This is a genomic window from Tepidibacter formicigenes DSM 15518, assembly GCF_900142235.1.
In the GTDB taxonomy this organism is placed as follows: Bacteria; Bacillota; Clostridia; order Peptostreptococcales; family Peptostreptococcaceae; genus Tepidibacter; species Tepidibacter formicigenes.
The window spans coordinates 1-19165 of sequence record NZ_FRAE01000045.1 but is presented as its reverse complement, the minus strand read 5'-3'; the positions used below and the strand labels follow the sequence as shown (position 1 = coordinate 19165).

Genomic DNA, 19165 nt, shown 5'->3' with positions numbered 1-19165 from the left:
TAATGTTGAACTTAAATTAGCACTCATTGTTACAAGTGTATTCTTTGATATATCAAGTTCAGAAAATGCACATAAATAAAGGAATTGCCAAGCTTTGATTTTTCCTTCTCTTTTGATAAAACCTACGTCTCTTGCAATTTGCTCTATTTCTTCTTTTGAAATGACTTTCAATATTTCTTGAACTATGTGTTTCATGTTTTTTTCCAGTAAATTTTCTTTTATCATAAGATGCTACTCCTCTCTAGATAATTTGTAAGTAGCATCATTTTACTATTTTTTTGACGAATAGGGGATACTTTTTTCTTAGCTTGATGGCTATGTTGCACATTTGCTATTATTAAAATTCAACTAATATTCTACTGTTCTTTTCCTTATATTCTCTGAAAAATCTTCTCTTACTTCCAAGCATTTATCATCAGATAAATTACACTTTAGGCTACAAATCCTATTATTGTAATCAACATTTCTTTCATCTATCCTTGAATATAAGCAATTTATACATGTATCTAGATTATTTCTTGCAGCATTTACTATTTCTCTTTCTATTTCTTCCTTACTACCAAATCCCTCTTTACTATAAAACTCAGCATATCCTTCAACTAATTGATTGTAATTTTCTATTCTAGCATTTTCAAATTCAATATATTTAGGAATTTCATTATTATTTCTCTCCATATATCTTTTAAAACTATCAAATGAGTGTTCTTTTCTTCCGAAGTAATTGTATAAACTTTTCCCCAATCTTCTATCTTTCTTTTTATCAGCATTTAAATAAATTAAATAAGCCAAATCTTGAATAGTAATACAATCAACATCATTAAAATATGTAGATTCTGTTATAAATCTCCAAACCGTTGTATCTTGGGAAGATAATAATTTTATCCCATTAAACTTTGCATATAATAAGGTCTTATATTCTCCTAAATCTTTAGAATCTTTAATATTAAAAGTATCTTTTAATTCCTTATCACATTCTTCAAAGAGCCTTTTTTCTACATTTCCTCTTATTATACTGTCTTCTACAATTTTCACAGCCTCATTCTCTTTTATAATTAAATCTATTTCATTTTTAATCGTTTCCTCTAAAACTTCTTCCATCACCTGTTTATGAATTAATACATTGTCAAATAAACTAAATAAAAATTCTAACTGTCCTTTAAAATTCATAAGTATATTAGCATCAAAAAGAACTGGAGATTTAATTCTCTTCATCATAATCATCATCATCTCCAATTCCAAAACTAGAGAAATCAATATTAATAGGCTTAATTTGAGGCTTATTTATATTAAAATCTGTGATTTTCTTATCATATTTATTAATTATACTCTCCAACTTGCTAAAAGATATGATGTTATTTTTATAAACATCTGCTGCAGTCTTTGGTACATTTAATGTATGATATTTTCTTGCATCAGGAGATTCCAAGGTTTTGATATTATTATAAACGAATTCATCCATCATTTTACAATACTCTATAATATTATCTTCATATATTTTTAATTTTCCATATTGTATTTCATTAATTATTTCTAACTCCTTAAGTCTCTTTAATATAGTTTTAAAAGGAACTTCATATTGATACTGTAATTTAATTATTTCTAAAATAAAATCTTCTTCAGAATAATATAATTCTTCTATTTTTTTAAATCTCTCTACTACAATCTCTTTAGGCAACAAAAAAGTAGCAGCAAAATAATTGGCTTTCAATTCCTCCTGATGCATATTCTCTTCATCTAAAGTTTCTGAAATATCTTTATTGCTACATACTATAAAACTATCAATTTCTTTTTCTTGAAATTGAATAAGATGATATAATTCATGAGCACAAGCAAAATTTTGAAATCCTTTATCAAAACTAGTATTTATAAAAACCTGAATAAACTCTCCTTGTTTTCTTGTAAATCCAGCAATATTTTCAGATTTTAAAGGATATAATAAAAGAAAAGAATCATATTGATTCTCTATAATATCAAATATTTTATTTCCTATCGGAGATTCAATGCCTAAGTCATTCATTTTTCTATGCTGAAGTGCTTTTTTTTCAATTTTGTCTATCTCTTCTCTTTTTAACATAAGTTTCACCTACTATATTCGCTTTTTCATATTGAATAATGTTATGGCTTCATCCATCATTGATAAAATCATTTGAACTTCTTCAATATCTTCTTCAGACATATTTTTTTCTCTCTTCATATACATAACCATATCTGCTTCAGGCTTGTTAGTTCCTAGTATATAATCTGCACTTACTGAAAAATACTCTGTTATTTTTCTAAGTTCTAATACACCAATAGATTTTTTATTATTTTCTAATTTACTATAGGTAGATGTATTTATATCAAGAATATTTGCAATTTCTTTAGAGTTTAACCCTTTTGCTTCTCTTAATTCTTTTATTCTTTCACCAATGGTTTTCATAATCATCCCTCCTACTAATAGTATATGTTATTATTTCTATTTTAGCAACAAAACTAAAAAAATTTTATTAATATTTCTAAAATAGAAATTACAGTTGATATTTAAAGCCAGTGGGTATACTGGCTTATTTTTAAATTATATTAATTTTAATAACTATTGTTATTATTTCCACTTTTAACACTTCTTAACACAATACTTACCATCAATTCTTTTTATTTCCCACATTCCATGTCTATCAGGATAATATTTTTCTAAATATCCATCTTCTCTATCATAAATAAAATCATACTTACCATTGGAAATTCTTTCTTTTTTATTAACATACCAATTTACTCTTGAATTTCTATTAACTGAAGCAATAAGTATTTGACAGTCTATAGTACCTTCATTAACTTCACCATATGTTTCAAATATATAATCCTTTATTTCTTGCTTTGTAAATTCACCATCCATATGTTCTACTGCTTCCTTAACCATTTTCCAAACAGGTATTTTATAAGATTTATTTTTTATAACATCTTTTTCATTGATTATAGGTGTATTCTTTTTATTTAATTCATTCTTAAATTCCAAACTATTATTTTTAATAATTTCTAAATCATTAGATGATATTTTATTAGACTCATCTAACAGATATCCTACCTGCCAAAAATACATATAAATTAACTTCATTTCTGGATATTCTAATCCATCACTCTCAGTTTTTATTTTTAATCTATTAAATTCATCTTTAAATAAATTATAAAAATCAATTAATTCTTTAAAAGAATTCTGGTTAAATTTTCTATATTTAAAACCATGAAATTTTAATCCTTCAACAAAATATCTGTCATAAGCAGGAATACATCCTATTGTTCCTAATAATATTTTTGTTGATAAAGTATCTGTGATATTTATATCTTTTTCTTCTCCATTTATGTATTTTATATTTTTTCTATATGAATTAGTTAATTCTGATTTCAACTTAAAAAGTAATTCACTATATTTATTATGTAATTTATAGTTACTTAAATCCATATCCCATAAAAGATCATATTTAGAATCAAGCAGTACATCTATTGCATACTTATGAACTTTATAATCTTTTTGTAATAAAAAACTGGAACCTCTATACATTCCCCAACTAGCCAAATAGAATGCTAAATGTAAAGCAGCATGATCTTTCTGTTCTTCTGTTAAAAATTCTTTATGTTTTCTAAAGAACTTATAGCAATGTTCCCACGACTTATATCGTTGGTGCTTTTCTTCATTTAATAGTGAATAATATTTCATTATTATTTTACTTATCATCCCAATATCCCCCATAACTTATTAGCCTTAATTTATTCACTTATATATTCTTAACCCAAATCCAACTTTCTTTTTTAGCAACTTCAATATCTTCAGGATAATAAACATTACCCTCTATAAAATCTTTTGCTGCTAATAAACAGATTGTACTATCCAAAATATCAGCATTTTCTTCTAATAGTGCTATACTATCAGTAAAATTCAAATGTTTTCCTAATTCATTTATTATTTTCTTTCTAATCAAAATCTTATTTTTATCTTTATATCCACTACTAACAATATTATAACACTCTAATGTAGCAGCAGGATACACCTCTATTGCTGAAATCCTTGTATTTGTCTTATTTGACCACGCTAGAGAAATATTCTCTCCTGTAAGCCTTCTTAATTCATGCAAAATTTTCAATGCTGCATGTGCAGTCCTTGCAATTCTATCTGCTCCAACATCTAGTGATTGTTTTCCTATTTTTCTTTTTATAAATTTATCTGTCTCTCTTCTAAATAAACTATTTGAATCAACATCTATGCTTTCACCAGCATTATGATTTTCAAGATGTTTACCTAAATTTACAGGCCATCCTAAAGGTGCATCTATTGCTAACAATACCTTTTCTTCTTTATCAATCCAATCATATATAGTTTTTGCCAATGAACTTTCTTTTGTGCCTAATCTGGCTCGCAAAAGATTTATTTCTCCATCAATATACATTCCTAGTGATAATCCTACTTTCTTTGGATCAGTTGCACAATCTATTCCTACTACTTTTATGTTCATTTAATTCCTCCACTTAGAAAATCTATTAATCCCATAACAGCATATAATAATTATATAACATACTACTAATATATTCCAAATTATTTTGCTTAAAATTAATATAGGCCAGCAAAATTGCTGACCTATACAAAGATTAACCTTCCTTTCATGTGTTTTTTATTTTCTTTTGTTAGGAGATTTAACTAATGAAATTTTCTATCTTAGTACTTTTTCAAATGATTGTGCTTCCTTCGTTTATATACTTATATATTTAATTCCCATCTCCTTGTTTTTTAGCAAAAATATCTTTAAGATTTTTCAAATTTATTTAGTTCTTATTTACCTTCATTTCAGGCGATTTAAGACTATTTACAGGGATTTGAATTAAATGTCACTGATTATTTATTTTTTTCACTGAATATGATTTTTTTCAAATTTTTTCTGTTCTATCATCTATATATAGCATTTTTTTCGTACGAAAAAAATAATTTTTGCGAAAAAAATAATATACACTGAAATTGAAACTTCATTAAATAAAATTCAATATATATTATTAGTAATTATTGAAGTTTAATAATGGATTTACTATTTAGTAACCATTAATAATAGTTAATATCTATTATCAGCAATTATTAACTAAACAATCTGTTCACAATTTAATAATGGATTTATTGCAAATAAAAAAGTAAGCAACTACACTAAGTCACTTACTCTCAAATTTTGAGTCCATCTCTTCTCCCCCATTATTCTCTTTTTAACTCAACTTTGTCAAACAGAAAATCTGTTGTAAATTCTGCTTCTCCAAAAGCAAAACCACCACTCATAATAAAAAATATTGCTGTAGTTAAATAATTTGAAAATGGCTCTAATTTCATAATATCTTTTAAGCCATAGAAAAATGATACCCTGATTATACAAACAAATAACATACTGTAACCAATAAAAAAACCTAAAAACACTAATGCTTCTTTTTTTGACCTTCCTCTCAAATATCCACCTTCCTTCATAATAGTTATGTTAACTGATTATAACGCTCAATGGTAAATTTGTCAGGGCCTTAATTTAAATATTGTCTAAAAATTCTATGAATTCTATCTGATATTCAGAAAGGTTTATTTTTCTTGATCTTGCTTCAATTTCTTTCATTATTTCAATGTCATGATAATGCTGTATAGCCTTTATAGTACCTATTTGCTTCAAGTATTTTTTATAAGTTTCTTCATTTAAAGTTTTTTCTTCATACATTTCTTTTAATATTCTTATTTTTTCAGTATTCTCTATCTCATTTTGTTCTTGTATTCTTATATTTACTAGTTCCATTTCTTTTAAATAATCCTGAGGAAATATATATTTATATTCTTCTAACATTTCTTTGTACTGAACGTTATATAACCTTCCACTTCTATAATTATTCCTTAAAATTTCAAAGTTATATCTAATAGGCTCTTTTTGTCTCAACATATTCATATATTGCTGTTGTGTTAGTTCTTCTTGTTCTAGTTCCTCTTCTTTATTTATAGAAATAACATCTTTAACAATACTTTTAAAATAATTCTTAATTTCTTGCAAAAAATAACCCCATATTTCATAGTTAATTTCTATCTGCTTAGTAAAACCATTAATATCTATCTCTGCTATACCAATATTTTTATATATTCTAATTCCTAGTTTCTTCTCCATTTCTTCTATTAAATCCATATAACTCATAAAACAACTCCTTTCCTTAATCCCTATTTAAAATTACAGTAATATCTATTAAAAACTCTTATTTTTCTAAAGAAAGCATTATCCACAAATTTCTTTAAATCTATTGTAAATCTCCTTCCCTTTCTGATAAAGGCTTAAATCCATTATCTTATTCTCAAAAACCTCATATATATATTCTATATCTTCAATATATTCTTCACATTGCTTAACTTTTATAGGATCATCTTTAACTTTATCTTCTAATTCTAGTGCTGTAGATATATCAACACTCCAAGAAGCTATTTCATTTAGAATGTCTTCAAATTTTACCTTATACATTTTTATAAAACAGTAAATCGCCTTATTTTTTGCCTTACTTAAAGAAGGATCTTTGAGTATTGAATAAACATATCCCCCACCCGGTATATCAAGCTTAAAATTAACTTTATTCAAAATTCTATAGCATTTTAAACTTTTCTTTAAAGATTCAACCTCTTTACAATTTGCTTCTCTTTCAAAAATAGATAACTCATTTTCTAAAACTCCTAGTTTTAAAACTTCAGTTTTTATACAATTAACTAATTTAGATTTTAAGATGTTTTGATTTTGAATTTGTAAAATTTCATTACCCAATAATTCCTTATCTTCTATATTATTTATATTATAATTAATATTTTCATTGATATTATTATTGATATTATTTGCTCACCCTAAAGAATTTCTTTGCTCTCCAAAGGTTTCTTCTTCCTTCTGAGGGTTATTGTATTCCTCAGAAGTTTTTTGATTTCCTCTGAAGGAATAAGAATCTAAAAAATTATTATTATCCCAAAGAGAATTATAATAATCGTAATCTTCATAAACAGTAAGTTTTATAATGCTATATATCTTCTGAAGTAATGCATTACGAGTATTTAATATCCTTTTATTATCTATAAAATCCCAACGACCTGCTGTTGATTCAAATGTTAGTTTACTTGTTTTGTCAATATTTTCAATATATTCTTCTATATACTCAAAAGACTTAGCATACATCTCCTTATCTTTTCTGCTCTTCCTATTGAAGTTTCTTTTCTTCAATATATTTAGTATTTCTTGTATAAATCCTTTATTTTCAAGTATTTTCAACGTATATAATCTATTAATACAGTAAATATTTGTTATGTTCCTTTTATAATTACCATGTTTACAAAAAATAAATCCTAATAACTGAAGAAACTGGATACTTGCTTCAAGATCTTCTTTTTTCTTTATTCCAGATAAAAACATTAAATAATCTTCAGACGGAAAACAAGTTTCCTTATTTCCCAAATGTTTTTTTATACAAAAATATAAGTCTTTTGGAAGACGAGGCATTACATAACCCCAACCAAGTTCTAAGTATTCATTAATTCCAAATAAACCTTTAAATTCAATATTATATTCTTTACCTGTAGTAAATTTATCAAACTTCATTATTTAAATCCCTCCTCTTCTTAAAATAGTTTTATAAAGGGAGGTTTGTTTTGTTCTTTATTGCATTATTTTGTTTTGTATTTTTATTTCCTTATAAAACTTCAAAAACTTCTAATTTAAATTCTCTTCTCCAAGATAATCTTTTGTATTAATATCATTTGTAAAAGGTTCTTTTATCTTTCTATACCCTTCATCTTCTAATAATTTTTCAATTTTAGCATTTGTTTTACTAGTTTTGGTAAATTCATATTCACCTTTTTCTTCATTAAACCTAACCCATATAGTGTAGAAATATCCTTTATAATTATCAATTATCTTGACAAATCCTTGTATTTTTCTTAATTTTTCAGATAATCCTCTTAAATCTGCTGCTGCAATTATCTGGCCGGTCTTCTTTGAACCATATAATTTTGCTATAGTATCACCTCCTTCCAAAAATAAAAACCAACACGCCAATCTTAGCCATAATAAATGACTAGATAATTTTAAAAGGTCTATAATATTTAGTGTTGGTGAAAACTAACACTAATTTTTTGTATAAAAAAACGAGACAAGAGAGAATCACTTAGTTATAATTTAATCACCACAAAAAAATCATAAAAGGAGTGATTTCTCATGTCTCATAATAATTTTATACGAAATTTGCTTAATTTAAAAGACCCTAATATAACTTTTAATGATAATTATTACTCTGAAGAAATTATTAATAACGTTAAATCTAAAGTTTTTTATGCTACATTAACCTATATGCCTAATGCATGGTGGACATACTATGGACAAACATATTATTAAATATGGATTTAAAACTTCAATGATTAAACTTCCTAAAGTATCTGAATTTAACACTTTTTTAAAGTTAAAAAAGCAGAGATTTTACTGTAAACATTGTAACTCTACTTTTATTTTACATACACCTATTGTTAATAAGCATTGCTTTATTTCTAATAATACTAAAATTGCTATTGCTCTTACTACAAAGAAAAAAATTTCAGAAAAAGACATTGCTTTTAGATACAATGTCTCTCATGTAACTGTTAGTAGAATTATTGATCAAGCTTTTTACGATTATAAACCAAATTTTAATTACTTGCCTAAAAATCTATGTTTTGATGAATTTAAATAAGTTAAGTCAGCAGCTGGTGCTATGTCTTTTATATTTTGTGATGCTGATAAAGGGACTATTTTAGATATTGTTGAAAATAGAAAATTACATTTTCTTGAAAAATATTTCTTAAGATACTCAAAAAAAGCTCGTTATTCTGTTAAAAGAATTGTTATGGATATGTATTCACCATATATGACACTTGTTAAAAAGCTATTTCCAAAATCTAAAATTGTAATAGATAGATTCCATATAATTCAGCTTTTTCATAGAGCTTTTAATAAAACTCGTATAAAACTTATGAACTCTGATGATAAGAATTATTATAAATATAAAAAATATTGGAAATTGCTCTTGAAAGATACCTCTAAAGTAGATTATGTTAAAATGAGTTTTCATCGTAGTTTTAAAAAGAATATGCGAGAAATAGATATTATTAATTACTTACTAGACCAAAATTCTGAACTAAAAGCTTCATACAACCTTTATCAAAATATTTTACATGCTGTTAAAACAAAAAATTATCAGTTACTTGAGAACATTCTTAACAATAATCATTCAGATATGTCTGATTACATGAAAACATCTATTAAATCTATTAAAAAGTATAAAGACTATATAAAAAATACATTTACATGTGATTATACAAATGGATTAATAGAAGGAATTAATAATAAAATTAAGGTAATAAAAAGGATTGCATTTGGCTACAAAAGCTTTTTTCATTTCAAGAATAGAATACTTATAAGTCAAGATTTACTAAAGTTAAAAGCCGTCTAAAACCTATTCGGTTTTAAACGGCTTTTAACTTTGTGATTCTCTTTACCAACACTATTTGACAAAGAGCCCATATTTACGTTAGTAAAATTTTTTGGTATGATGGTAAAAAATATATTATTTTTGAATAAACTTTTGGAATGAAATAGTACAGAACAGAAAAAAACACCCACTTTACAGTGAGTGTTTGCGTCATTATAACGAGTAAGTCTATAAGCCGAGTTCTGTATTAGATAGTCATCTATCTAGGCCTACTGTTACCAGTAGGCTCAAGCGACCTACCAACGGGACGGGAACGAGCAACCCCCTTTTTGTGTCCCTACTTGGTCTTGCTCCAGGTGGGGTTTACATAGCCAACTAGTCGCCTAGTTGCTGGTGAGCTCTTACCTCACCTTTCCACCCTTACCACAAATAAATTGTGGCGGTATATCTCTGTTGCACTTTCCTTGGAGTCACCTCCACTGGGTATTATCCAGCACCCTGCTCTACGGAGCTCGGACTTTCCTCGTCTACCTAAAAAGGTATCCGCGACTATCCGACTTACTCGTTATTTAGTTATATCAATAACAAACTTTATAATATCATAAAATATTCGTCTTGTCAAAGTATAAATATTTTACTTAGAACAACTTTCATCATCTATAAGTTTTTTAATATCTACAGAAGGATGATTTTCATATTTTATAACTTCACCTTCCCAAGTCCTTATCATCACAAAATCTTTTCCTCTTGAAATTAAATATTGTGGAAGTATAGGAGTTTTTCCTTTTCCTTTAGGAGCATTAACTATATACGTTGGAATAGCAAGCCCTGATGTATAGCCTCTTAAATACTCCATAATTTCAATTCCATCATCAATAGAAGTATTAAAATGAGTAGTTCCTTTAACATGTTTAGCATGGAAAATATAATAAGGTCTTACTCTACATTTTAAAAGCTCATGATTTAAACATCTCATAACAAATTTATCATTATTTATACCATTTAAAAGAACAGCTTGATTTCCTAATGGTATACCTGCATTTGCAAGTCTTTCACAAGCTTCTTTTGATTCTTCTGTAATCTCCATAGGATGATTAAAATGAGTATTTATAAATATAGGATGATATTTCTTAAGCATATTACAAAGTTTATCTGTTATTCTCTGAGGCATTGTAACTAGCGTTCTACTGCCTATTCTAATGTAGTCAACATGAGGAATTTTTCTCAACTCACTTATAATCCATTCTAAATAATCATCTGGTAAAGTTAATGGGTCTCCACCTGTTATCAAAACATCTCTTATTTCTTCATTATCTCTTACATAATCTATAGACTCTTGAATAACTGCTCTAGGTTTTGCCTCATCACATTGTCCTATATTTCTCCTTCTTTGACAATGTCTACAATACATAGCACATTCATTCGTAACATTTATTATAAGTCTATCAGGATATCTTCTAGTTATACTACCAGCTGGATTAGTATACTCTTCCCCCATAGGATCTAAATCATCTACCGAATCTTTTAGTTCTACATACTCAGGAATAGACATAAGCTTTACTGGATCAAACTTATCATTTGGATCTATTAAGCTTACATAATAAGGCGATACAGCCCATCTAAACTTTTCTCCTACCTCTTTAATTTGCTCTATTTCTCTTTCACTTAAATTTATTATTTTAGATAAAGTCTCTACATCACTAATTCTATTTTTTAGCTGCCATTTATAATCCTTCCAATCTTCTTCAGTTCCACCTAATATACTTAAAATTTTCTTTTTTCTTTCCTCTAATTCTGATTTTTTTTCTAACCCTTTAGGTATTTGCTTTCTAATCTGAATATAATCTTCAATTCTACTTTTTAATTCCTCTGCTCTTTTTAAAGAAATCTGCTTTTTCTTGTTTTCCATATACTACCTCCCTATTAAATTTTGTATGTTTTTTCAGAATCTTCAGTTAATATTTAAAAGCAAAACTATTTACATCTTTTGAGCAGTCAAAATGACGTATTCAAATATTTGCTAATTATATTATTATTAAATATTTATAATTGTTAATATTGAATTCAGTTAAGAATGTGTTTTTAACGAATGATTAAGATTTTAAAAACAGAAAGGAAAAACCATAAAAACATCCAATTAAATTATATCACACATATTTTTTAAAGTAAATAACTATTTTTTAATAAATTTGTAAAAGGAAAATACCAATATTATTTAAATAATATTGGTATTTTAAAATTACCCTATTTTTATCTAGCTCTTCATGGAATGAAGACCTAATATTTAGTTCTCTAAAAAACAAGATAATAGATTTAATCTTGTAAATGATATGAAATTTGATACACAAAAAGTCTATGCTAAATCTAGCATAGACTTTCATACTATTAAATTTACTAAGTAGTTATTTTATTTTTATTATTTTTATTCACTCTAGATAAGAATAATCCTAACATAGCTATACCAAATACTATTCCTGCTATATTTGAAATACTAGAAGCTAATTTAAGACCTTCCTTTGCTTGTAATATATAAGCTGTTGTAACTACTGTCATAAATGTAGCTGGTATAGTTGCTATCCAGTGTAATTTTCCTTCTTTAGCCAAATAACTTGCACCTGCCCAAAGAACCATCATAGCTAATGTTTGATTAGCCCAAGAGAAATACCTCCAGATTATACCAAAGTCCATAAACGTAAGAGCTATACCTACTGCAAACAAAGGAATCGCTATAGAGAATCTCTTAATTAAAGTATCTTGCTTATAATTTATAGAATCTGCAATTGTAAGTCTTGCACTTCTAAAGGCAGTATCTCCTGATGTTATAGGACACGCAACAACTCCAAGAAGAGCTAAGAATCCTCCTACTTTTCCAAGTAATGAACTCGATATACTATTAACTACTACTGCTGGTCCACCTTTAGCAAGCTCTACAGCTAATCCTTCTGTTCCACCAAAGAAACTCATAGCAGCAGCTGCCCATATAAGTGCAATTATACCTTCTGCAATCATTGATCCATAGAATATTCTTCTAGCTTCACTTTCTTTTCTAACACATCTTGCCATAAGTGGTGATTGAGTTGCATGGAATCCTGATATAGCACCACATGCAATCGTTATAAATAAAAATGGGAATATAGAAATTCCTTTTGGATGTAAATTAGTTAAAGTAATTTCTGGAATATTATATCCTTTTGCAACTAATCCTCCAGCTATCCCTACTGCCATTATAAGTAATGATGCTCCAAATAAAGGATATATTTTACCTATTAGCTTATCTACTGGTAATATAGTTGCTAATATATAATAAGCTATAATTATAACAACCCATAAACTTTTATTCATACTAGTTAAATTAGATAATAATCCTGCTGGTCCTGTAACAAACACAACCCCAACTAATATTAGTAATACTACAGTAAATACTCTCATTATTTTCTTTACTGCATCTCCTAAGTAAATACCTACTATTTCTGATGCACTAGTACCTTTGTGCTTCATTGATAAATATCCTGATAAAAAGTCATGTGTTGCTCCTGCAAATATACATCCAAATACAATCCATAAAAATGCCACTGGTCCCCATAAAGCTCCTGCTATTGCTCCAAATATAGGGCCAAGTCCTGCAATATTCAGAAATTGAATCAAGAAAATTCTTGGCCAACTCATTGGTATATAGTCAACACCATCTTCCATTTCAACTGCTGGTGTTACCTTAGAATCATCAATACCAAATACATTTTCAACAAATTTACCATATATAAAATATCCTAATATTAAAATTATTATTGCTGAAAAAAACGTTATCATAGAGTTGCCTCCTTCATTTATAATTTTTATCTTAATTTAATTATAATTTATAACTTTGACAAAAAAATATGTTTAACATGAAATGCAAAAAAAAGCACATAAAGTGCATTTATATACCCATTATGTGCTTAAATTCTTTTATATTTTTTCTGCTTACAGGAATTTCAATATCTAAATCTTCAAGTTTTATATTATAAGTGTTATTGAACCAAGGTATTATTTCTTTTATTTTATTCATATTTAAAATATACGACCTATGACTTCTAAAAAAATTCTCTTTTGGAAGCTTATTGAAAAATTCAGAAATACTCATATTTACAATATATTCTTCTTCCTTAGTATAAACCAGAGTTTCTCTTTCATTTGCCATGCAGTAATAAATATCTTCTATATTTATTACTATCATTTTCTCACCTTTCCACAGTGTTATTCTATCACATCTACACTTTTTCTCATCATTAAACTCAAGTTTTTCAAGTTTTTTTAATGTAGTTACTATTCTATCTTCTGAATATGGTTTTAAAATATAGTCAAAAGCTTCTATTTCAAAAGCTTCTATAGCATGCTCTTTATATGCTGTTATAAAAACTATTTTAGGTTTGTTTTCAAATTTACTTATTATTTTCCCAAGAGATACACCATCTAAATTAGGCATATTTATATCTAAGAATATAATATCTACATTATTTTCTTCTATATATTTTAAAACGTCTACTCCATTATCAAATTCATTCAATATATTTATACTACTAAAACTATTTATAAAATATTTGAGTTCTTCTCTAGAAGGAGATTCATCATCTACTATTATACAATTCATCTTTAACACTCCTAACTCACTATAAAGCTAATTTTAGTTCCCTTGTCTAATCTTTCTATATTAACGCCTTTTCCATATATAAGCTTAAGTCTATTATGAACATTAGAAAGCCCTATTTTATTTTCACGAATATTTCCCTTATAAATATTTCTTATTATATCCTGACTTATACCTATTCCATCATCTTCTATAGATATTTTCACTTTATTATTTTCTATCTTTATTATTTTTATTTTTACAGTTCCTTTTCCTTCTCCTTTTAATATACCATGCTTTATTGAATTTTCTACTAAAGGTTGTATTATCAAATTAGGTATTTTTATATTTATATCTTCTTGTATATCGTAAATAACGTTTAATTTATCTCCAAATCTAGCTTTTTCTATTTCAATATAAGCTTTGACTTGATCGAGCTCTTTATTTATATCTATAAATTCCTCCCCAATTTCTAGATTATGTCTTAAGTAAGTCGAAAGATTTATAATAAGTTCTCTTGCTTTATTGGGATTTATCCTAACAAATGATACTATTGTATTTAATGCGTTAAATAAAAAATGAGGATTTATTTGAGCTTGAAGAGCTTTTATTTCAGCTTTATTAGCCATTTCTCTTATCCTCTCTAATTTTCCTATTTCAAGTTGAGTAGATATTATATGAGAAAGACCTATTGCCAAAGTTTCATCTCTAAATGTTACTGAATCTTCTTTTCCATAATAAATTTTTAAAGCACCTACTATGCCCTCTCTATCTTTTAAAGGTGCGATTATTGCAGATTTTAAAGGACACTTAGGATTAGGACAATTTATATCTTTTGAAGATTTTAAAATCAAAATATCACCACTACTTATTACTTTTTCTGTAGATTCAGTTAAAACCCTTTCTCCTTCTACATGATGATCTTCTCCAAGTCCAACATGAGCTAGTATATAGTTTCTATCTGTTATAGATACAGCATCTGATCCTACTGAATCTTTGATAACTTCACAAACTTTTTTTAAAGAATCATTATTTACATCTCTAAAATAAGGAAGAGTTTTATTAGCTATTTCAAGAGCAAGCTTAGCTTGTCTTCCTGCTATTTCTTCCTTTTCTTCAAAAATACTTTCAGTAATTAAAATTACTATACCTATTCCTATTCCATTTACTAAAGTCATTGGTATGTATATATCCTTGACTATTAAAATAGCTAATTCAAATGGTTTTGATATTAAAAGTATTAATATCATTGTTAAATTTTCAACTAATATTCCACCTAAGATTCCATATATCCATTTATTTTTCTTAGATGCTCTTTTATATATTATACCCGAAATATACCCACCTGTTATTGTACTTATAAGACAAGGAAGAGATGTTATTCCACCTATATCAATTAAATATCTATGAAGTCCAGCTATTATTCCAGAAAGTATACCTACTAATGGACCACAAAGTATCCCCCCTGCCATAACACCTATTATTCTAGTGTTTGCTATAGCTCCTCTAACATCAGTACCTATATATGTTCCTAAAATTCCAAAAGCTCCAAATATTAAAGACAGTATTATTAAATCTCTAAGTTGAAATTCATCTTTTTGTACTATCTTTTTAAAACTTTTTATTTTAGAAATCAAAAAAGCAATCAAAATAACATACCCTGAATTATTTATTAAATTTTTTAAAAGATATATCACACTATCATCTCCAATTTAATAGTTATAATATTAAATACTTCTTCATTAGTACAGCTGGTAAATCTTTTCCCGCCCAATTAAGTTTAATTTCATCTTTTACTTCAAACCCATTTAATTTCCAAAATTTAAGTACATCTTTGTTATAATCTGTTACAACATCTATTCTTATAGAACTTACTTTATCATTTAAATATTCTTCCAATCCTTTATAAACTTCTTTTCCATATCCTTTATTTTTATATTCATTATGTATCATAAGAAGTGATAAATAACATTCTTCTTTCATTCCAAAATCCAATAAGCCTACAGTTTCCAAAGTATTTTTATCTTTAATTTTACATGAATAAAACCCTATTTTTTTCATTTCATTAATTTCAAATTCTAACCATTTAATATCAACTTTTTCTTTATCCATATGAGCTTTTAAAAACTCTTTATTTGAATTGTATATATCTAATATATCTTTAAAATCTATATCTTCAACAAAATCTACATAGGTATTTAAAGTTTCAAATATCATTTTATATCCCCCTCATATTCATTATTAATCATTCCTTTTTACTATATATTTTCTACATATTTGAATTATAACAATTTATGGTCAAAAACAAAATAGCCAACCTATATTTAGGTTGACTATCATAAATTTATACATTATGAGCTAATTCTTTTTCATCTTCATATTTAAATACTTTAGCAACATATTCACTTGTAGTACAAGCCATTAATCCTCCATACTCAAGATTAAACTCTATTTTATCTCCTACTTTATATTCTTTGTCACTATCAGTAACATCTAATATTAGATGATCTGAACTTGCTCCTAAAATATCAATTTTTGTATCTATTGGTATTATCCCATCTACATTTATATCCTGCTTTCCTATCCCTACTATTGCTCTTTTTCTTATTCCTCTATCTTCATAGTATGGTTTATTTCCAAAAGCATCTACTCCAATTTCACCTATTGGTATAGATGGTTTTTCCTTTAATTCTACTATTTCACATACTAATTTAAATGTATCTTGATATGTTCCTTTTATAACTTCTCCATAAGCAGTTTCTCTACCAAGTGCTATAGCTTCCCCTAATCTTAAATTAGTAATTCCTTTTGGCATTTCATCTTTATCTAATAAATGAAGCGAACTAGAATTTCCTCCTGATACAAAACTTAAGTTTATATTGAATTTATCTTCTATTTTCTCAGCCAAAGAACATAATTTACTTAAATTTTCCTTAGAAGGTATTACAGCTCCATAGCAAGTCAGATTAGTTCCAAGCCCTATAAGTTCTATATTTTCTAGCTTTAAAACCTTTTCTACAACTTCAAGTAATTCTTCTTCTTTAAAATATCCTTCTCTTAAATCTCCCAAATCTACCATTAAAGCCACTTTGTGCTTTTTATTTAGCTTTTTAGATTCTTCATCTAATTTTTTTACTACTTCAAATTCTGAATTTAAACTTATATCAGCATACTTTACTACTTCAGATACTTCTGTAAGCATTGGTATTCTAATTAATATTTTTGGTATATTTACATCTTGTAATTTTTTTAAATTTTTAATTCTAGAATCAGCTATATACTTTATTCCACTATCTTCTAAAGGTTTTACAACCTCTGGAAATGCACAATATACTTTAGTAACAACAGCAGTCTCTATTCCCTTTTCCTTACATTTCTTAGATAGTATATTAGCATTATGTTTTAATTTATTTAAACTTACTTCTAACCTTGGATACATGTATATCCCTCCTGTATGCCTAAACTTTTTTTCATAAGCATAAGTGCTACCTGTGGATATTTTTTTGATAATACTCCAAGCGATGCCATAATATAATCATTATCAATAAGTATTTTTGCTTCTTCTGTTGGAAATAATAATGTTTGAGTTGTATTTGATTTTGCTATTGATTTCATAATATCTATTCTATTTGGAAGCCTAGTTAATGCGCCTCCAGTACCTATTATGTATTTAACTTCCGTAAGATCTTTACCTTCTGCTATTGATGTTTTACCACCAGCTCCATATAAACTTCTTATTCTTCCTGCATGTCTTTCAATAGCTTTCAATACTGCTTCCTTGGTAAGCCTTTCAACGAATTTTATTTGATCATTTGTTTTTGGAATAGGAAGATGATTTTCCATTAAATAGTCTATATCCATGGCAAGTTCTTTCGCTAAATTATCTTTCCCTATTAAATCAACAATATTTTTCATATTTACATATACTCCCAAGTCTCCTTCTACAGTTCTTTTAGATAAAGGTTCAGGACTTATAAGTATTCTATTTATTTTTTCACTTCCAACTGTAACAGAATGAAGATCAGTAGTTGCTCCCCCTACATCAAGTACTATTAAGTCACCTAATTCTTCATATAATAATTTTGTACATTCCATTACTGATCCTGGAGTTGGAATAATAGGTCCATTCACAATATCTCTTACATGTTCCATTCCAGGTGCATGTATTATATGATCTTCAAAAGCATCCTGTATTACTTTTCTTGTAGGCTCTACATTTAACATATCTATTTTGGGATATACATTATCCACTATATATAATTTGCTATTAATATCCTCAAATATTAGCTTTATTTCTTCTTGATTTTCTACATTCCCAGCATAAATGATAGGAATATTAAGATTCATATTTGCAATAAGTTCTGCATTAAAAAGTGCTGTATCTCTTTCTCCGTAATCTACTCCACCTGCTATCAGTATTATATTTGGTCTTATTTGTTTAATAGCTTTAATATCTGTTCTTCTTAATCTTCCTGCTGTTACTTTATGAATAATAGCTCCTGCTCCAAGAGCTGCCTCTTTTGCTGCTCTAGCAGTCATATCATATACAAGGCCGTGAACTGTCATTTTAAGCCCACCTGCAGCACTTGAAGTTGCAAGCATTTCTTCATATTCAACTTTATCTTCACCTAAATTTTTAGCCAAATTATCTATTGATCCATTTAGACCTATCCTTACATCTCCTTCAAGAACTGATGTTGGTGCTTGCCCTTGTCCTATGAATTTAGGATTAGATGTATTTATATCATTAAAAGCATTTACAACAGTAGTTGTACTTCCAATTTCAGCTACTAAAACATCTATTTTCAAGGTTATCCCTTCTTTCAAATTACTAATATTCATTAGAACAAAATATCACTTCGTGATACTCTCAGATGAGTAGCAGAGCTACTCATCTGTATTTTTTGAAACTAATTCACCATTACATTTTGGACATATAAGTATAGGCATTTTTACTTCAAAATTCTCAATATCACAACCAGAAGCAAAAAAGTCATCTTCAATAAATTCATCAATAATAAACCTAGGTACATCTTCTTCAAATCTACACTCCAAACATTGATATCTGTAAGTCTTCTCGTCTGTTTCTATCCCAAAGGG

22 protein-coding genes and 1 other RNA gene are annotated in these 19165 nt (G+C 27.1%); 3 read left to right on the top strand and 20 right to left on the bottom strand.

Annotated elements, in window-relative coordinates; translation table 11 throughout:
- The 11 genes from BUA77_RS09140 to BUA77_RS09090 all read right to left on the bottom strand — a co-directional run.
- Window positions 1–225: hypothetical protein (locus BUA77_RS09140; protein ID WP_330390072.1), on the bottom strand; the 225-nt coding region annotated here is incomplete at its 3' end.
- A 123-nt stretch (window positions 226–348) separates the two neighbouring features.
- Window positions 349–1215: a hypothetical protein gene (locus BUA77_RS09135; protein WP_143151338.1), complete on the bottom strand. Its 867-nt coding sequence runs from the start codon at window positions 1213–1215 to the stop codon at window positions 349–351.
- On the bottom strand, window positions 1199–2074 hold the full coding sequence (locus BUA77_RS09130; protein ID WP_072889417.1) for an ImmA/IrrE family metallo-endopeptidase: 876 nt from the start codon (window positions 2072–2074) through the stop codon (window positions 1199–1201). The genes BUA77_RS09135 and BUA77_RS09130 overlap by 17 nt, the downstream gene beginning before the upstream one ends.
- A 12-nt stretch (window positions 2075–2086) precedes the next feature.
- Window positions 2087–2419 (bottom strand): helix-turn-helix domain-containing protein, encoded by a 333-nt coding sequence (locus tag BUA77_RS09125; protein WP_072889415.1) that lies wholly within the window; start codon window positions 2417–2419, stop codon window positions 2087–2089.
- Window positions 2420–2593: 174 nt separating this feature from the next.
- Window positions 2594–3709 (bottom strand): DUF7669 domain-containing protein, encoded by a 1116-nt coding sequence (locus BUA77_RS09120; protein WP_072889412.1) that lies wholly within the window; start codon window positions 3707–3709, stop codon window positions 2594–2596.
- Between the two features lie 40 nt (window positions 3710–3749).
- Complete coding sequence (locus BUA77_RS09115) at window positions 3750–4484, bottom strand: DUF429 domain-containing protein (RefSeq protein WP_072889409.1); 735 nt, start codon at window positions 4482–4484, stop codon at window positions 3750–3752.
- A 722-nt stretch (window positions 4485–5206) separates the two neighbouring features.
- The gene (locus tag BUA77_RS09110) at window positions 5207–5452 is read right to left on the bottom strand and encodes a hypothetical protein (protein WP_072889407.1); all 246 of its coding nucleotides are present in this window, start codon (window positions 5450–5452) and stop codon (window positions 5207–5209) included.
- A gap of 73 nt (window positions 5453–5525) precedes the next feature.
- Complete coding sequence (locus BUA77_RS09105; RefSeq protein WP_072889405.1) at window positions 5526–6170, bottom strand: hypothetical protein; 645 nt, start codon at window positions 6168–6170, stop codon at window positions 5526–5528.
- A gap of 78 nt (window positions 6171–6248) precedes the next feature.
- Complete coding sequence (locus BUA77_RS09100; RefSeq protein ID WP_072889403.1) at window positions 6249–6782, bottom strand: hypothetical protein; 534 nt, start codon at window positions 6780–6782, stop codon at window positions 6249–6251.
- 72 nt (window positions 6783–6854) lie between these two features.
- Complete coding sequence (locus BUA77_RS09095; protein ID WP_072889401.1) at window positions 6855–7601, bottom strand: hypothetical protein; 747 nt, start codon at window positions 7599–7601, stop codon at window positions 6855–6857.
- A 111-nt stretch (window positions 7602–7712) separates the two neighbouring features.
- On the bottom strand, window positions 7713–8036 hold the full coding sequence (locus BUA77_RS09090; RefSeq protein WP_072889399.1) for a hypothetical protein: 324 nt from the start codon (window positions 8034–8036) through the stop codon (window positions 7713–7715).
- 180 nt (window positions 8037–8216) lie between these two features.
- Here BUA77_RS09090 and BUA77_RS14420 point away from each other — a divergent pair, with 180 nt between their 5' ends.
- From BUA77_RS14420 to BUA77_RS14410, 3 genes are read left to right on the top strand one after another with little or no spacing between them, the layout of a single operon-like run.
- Window positions 8217–8393, top strand: a complete 177-nt coding sequence (locus tag BUA77_RS14420; RefSeq protein WP_242939109.1) for a hypothetical protein — start codon at window positions 8217–8219, stop codon at window positions 8391–8393.
- The gene (locus tag BUA77_RS14415; RefSeq protein WP_242939108.1) at window positions 8374–8724 is read left to right on the top strand and encodes a transposase family protein; all 351 of its coding nucleotides are present in this window, start codon (window positions 8374–8376) and stop codon (window positions 8722–8724) included. The genes BUA77_RS14420 and BUA77_RS14415 overlap by 20 nt, the downstream gene beginning before the upstream one ends.
- 21 nt (window positions 8725–8745) lie before the next feature.
- Window positions 8746–9483: an ISL3 family transposase gene (locus tag BUA77_RS14410; RefSeq protein WP_242939107.1), complete on the top strand. Its 738-nt coding sequence runs from the start codon at window positions 8746–8748 to the stop codon at window positions 9481–9483.
- Window positions 9484–9677: 194 nt separating this feature from the next.
- Here the strand turns inward: BUA77_RS14410 and rnpB are convergent.
- The 9 genes from rnpB to BUA77_RS13870 form a co-directional block, all read right to left on the bottom strand.
- Window positions 9678–10027, bottom strand: an RNA gene (rnpB, locus tag BUA77_RS09080) — RNase P RNA component class A.
- A gap of 69 nt (window positions 10028–10096) precedes the next feature.
- Window positions 10097–11371 (bottom strand): glutamate 2,3-aminomutase, encoded by a 1275-nt coding sequence (gene eam, locus BUA77_RS09075; protein WP_072889397.1) that lies wholly within the window; start codon window positions 11369–11371, stop codon window positions 10097–10099.
- A gap of 485 nt (window positions 11372–11856) precedes the next feature.
- Entirely contained in the window at window positions 11857–13269 is a 1413-nt protein-coding gene (locus BUA77_RS09070) for a carbon starvation CstA family protein (protein ID WP_072889395.1), read from the bottom strand.
- 109 nt (window positions 13270–13378) lie between these two features.
- Window positions 13379–14089 (bottom strand): LytR/AlgR family response regulator transcription factor, encoded by a 711-nt coding sequence (locus BUA77_RS09065; protein WP_072889394.1) that lies wholly within the window; start codon window positions 14087–14089, stop codon window positions 13379–13381.
- An 11-nt stretch (window positions 14090–14100) separates the two neighbouring features.
- A complete protein-coding gene (locus tag BUA77_RS09060) occupies window positions 14101–15762 on the bottom strand; it encodes a sensor histidine kinase (RefSeq protein ID WP_072889392.1) in 1662 nt (553 codons plus the stop codon).
- A 22-nt stretch (window positions 15763–15784) separates the two neighbouring features.
- The gene (locus tag BUA77_RS09055; protein ID WP_072889390.1) at window positions 15785–16282 is read right to left on the bottom strand and encodes a GNAT family N-acetyltransferase; all 498 of its coding nucleotides are present in this window, start codon (window positions 16280–16282) and stop codon (window positions 15785–15787) included.
- A gap of 127 nt (window positions 16283–16409) precedes the next feature.
- The gene (gene orr / locus BUA77_RS09050) at window positions 16410–17504 is read right to left on the bottom strand and encodes an ornithine racemase Orr (protein ID WP_072889388.1); all 1095 of its coding nucleotides are present in this window, start codon (window positions 17502–17504) and stop codon (window positions 16410–16412) included.
- The gene (locus BUA77_RS09045) at window positions 17489–18907 is read right to left on the bottom strand and encodes a GlmL-related ornithine degradation protein (RefSeq protein ID WP_084605673.1); all 1419 of its coding nucleotides are present in this window, start codon (window positions 18905–18907) and stop codon (window positions 17489–17491) included. The genes orr and BUA77_RS09045 overlap by 16 nt, the downstream gene beginning before the upstream one ends.
- A 45-nt stretch (window positions 18908–18952) precedes the next feature.
- Window positions 18953–19165: hypothetical protein (locus BUA77_RS13870; protein WP_072889386.1), on the bottom strand; the 213-nt coding region annotated here is incomplete at its 5' end.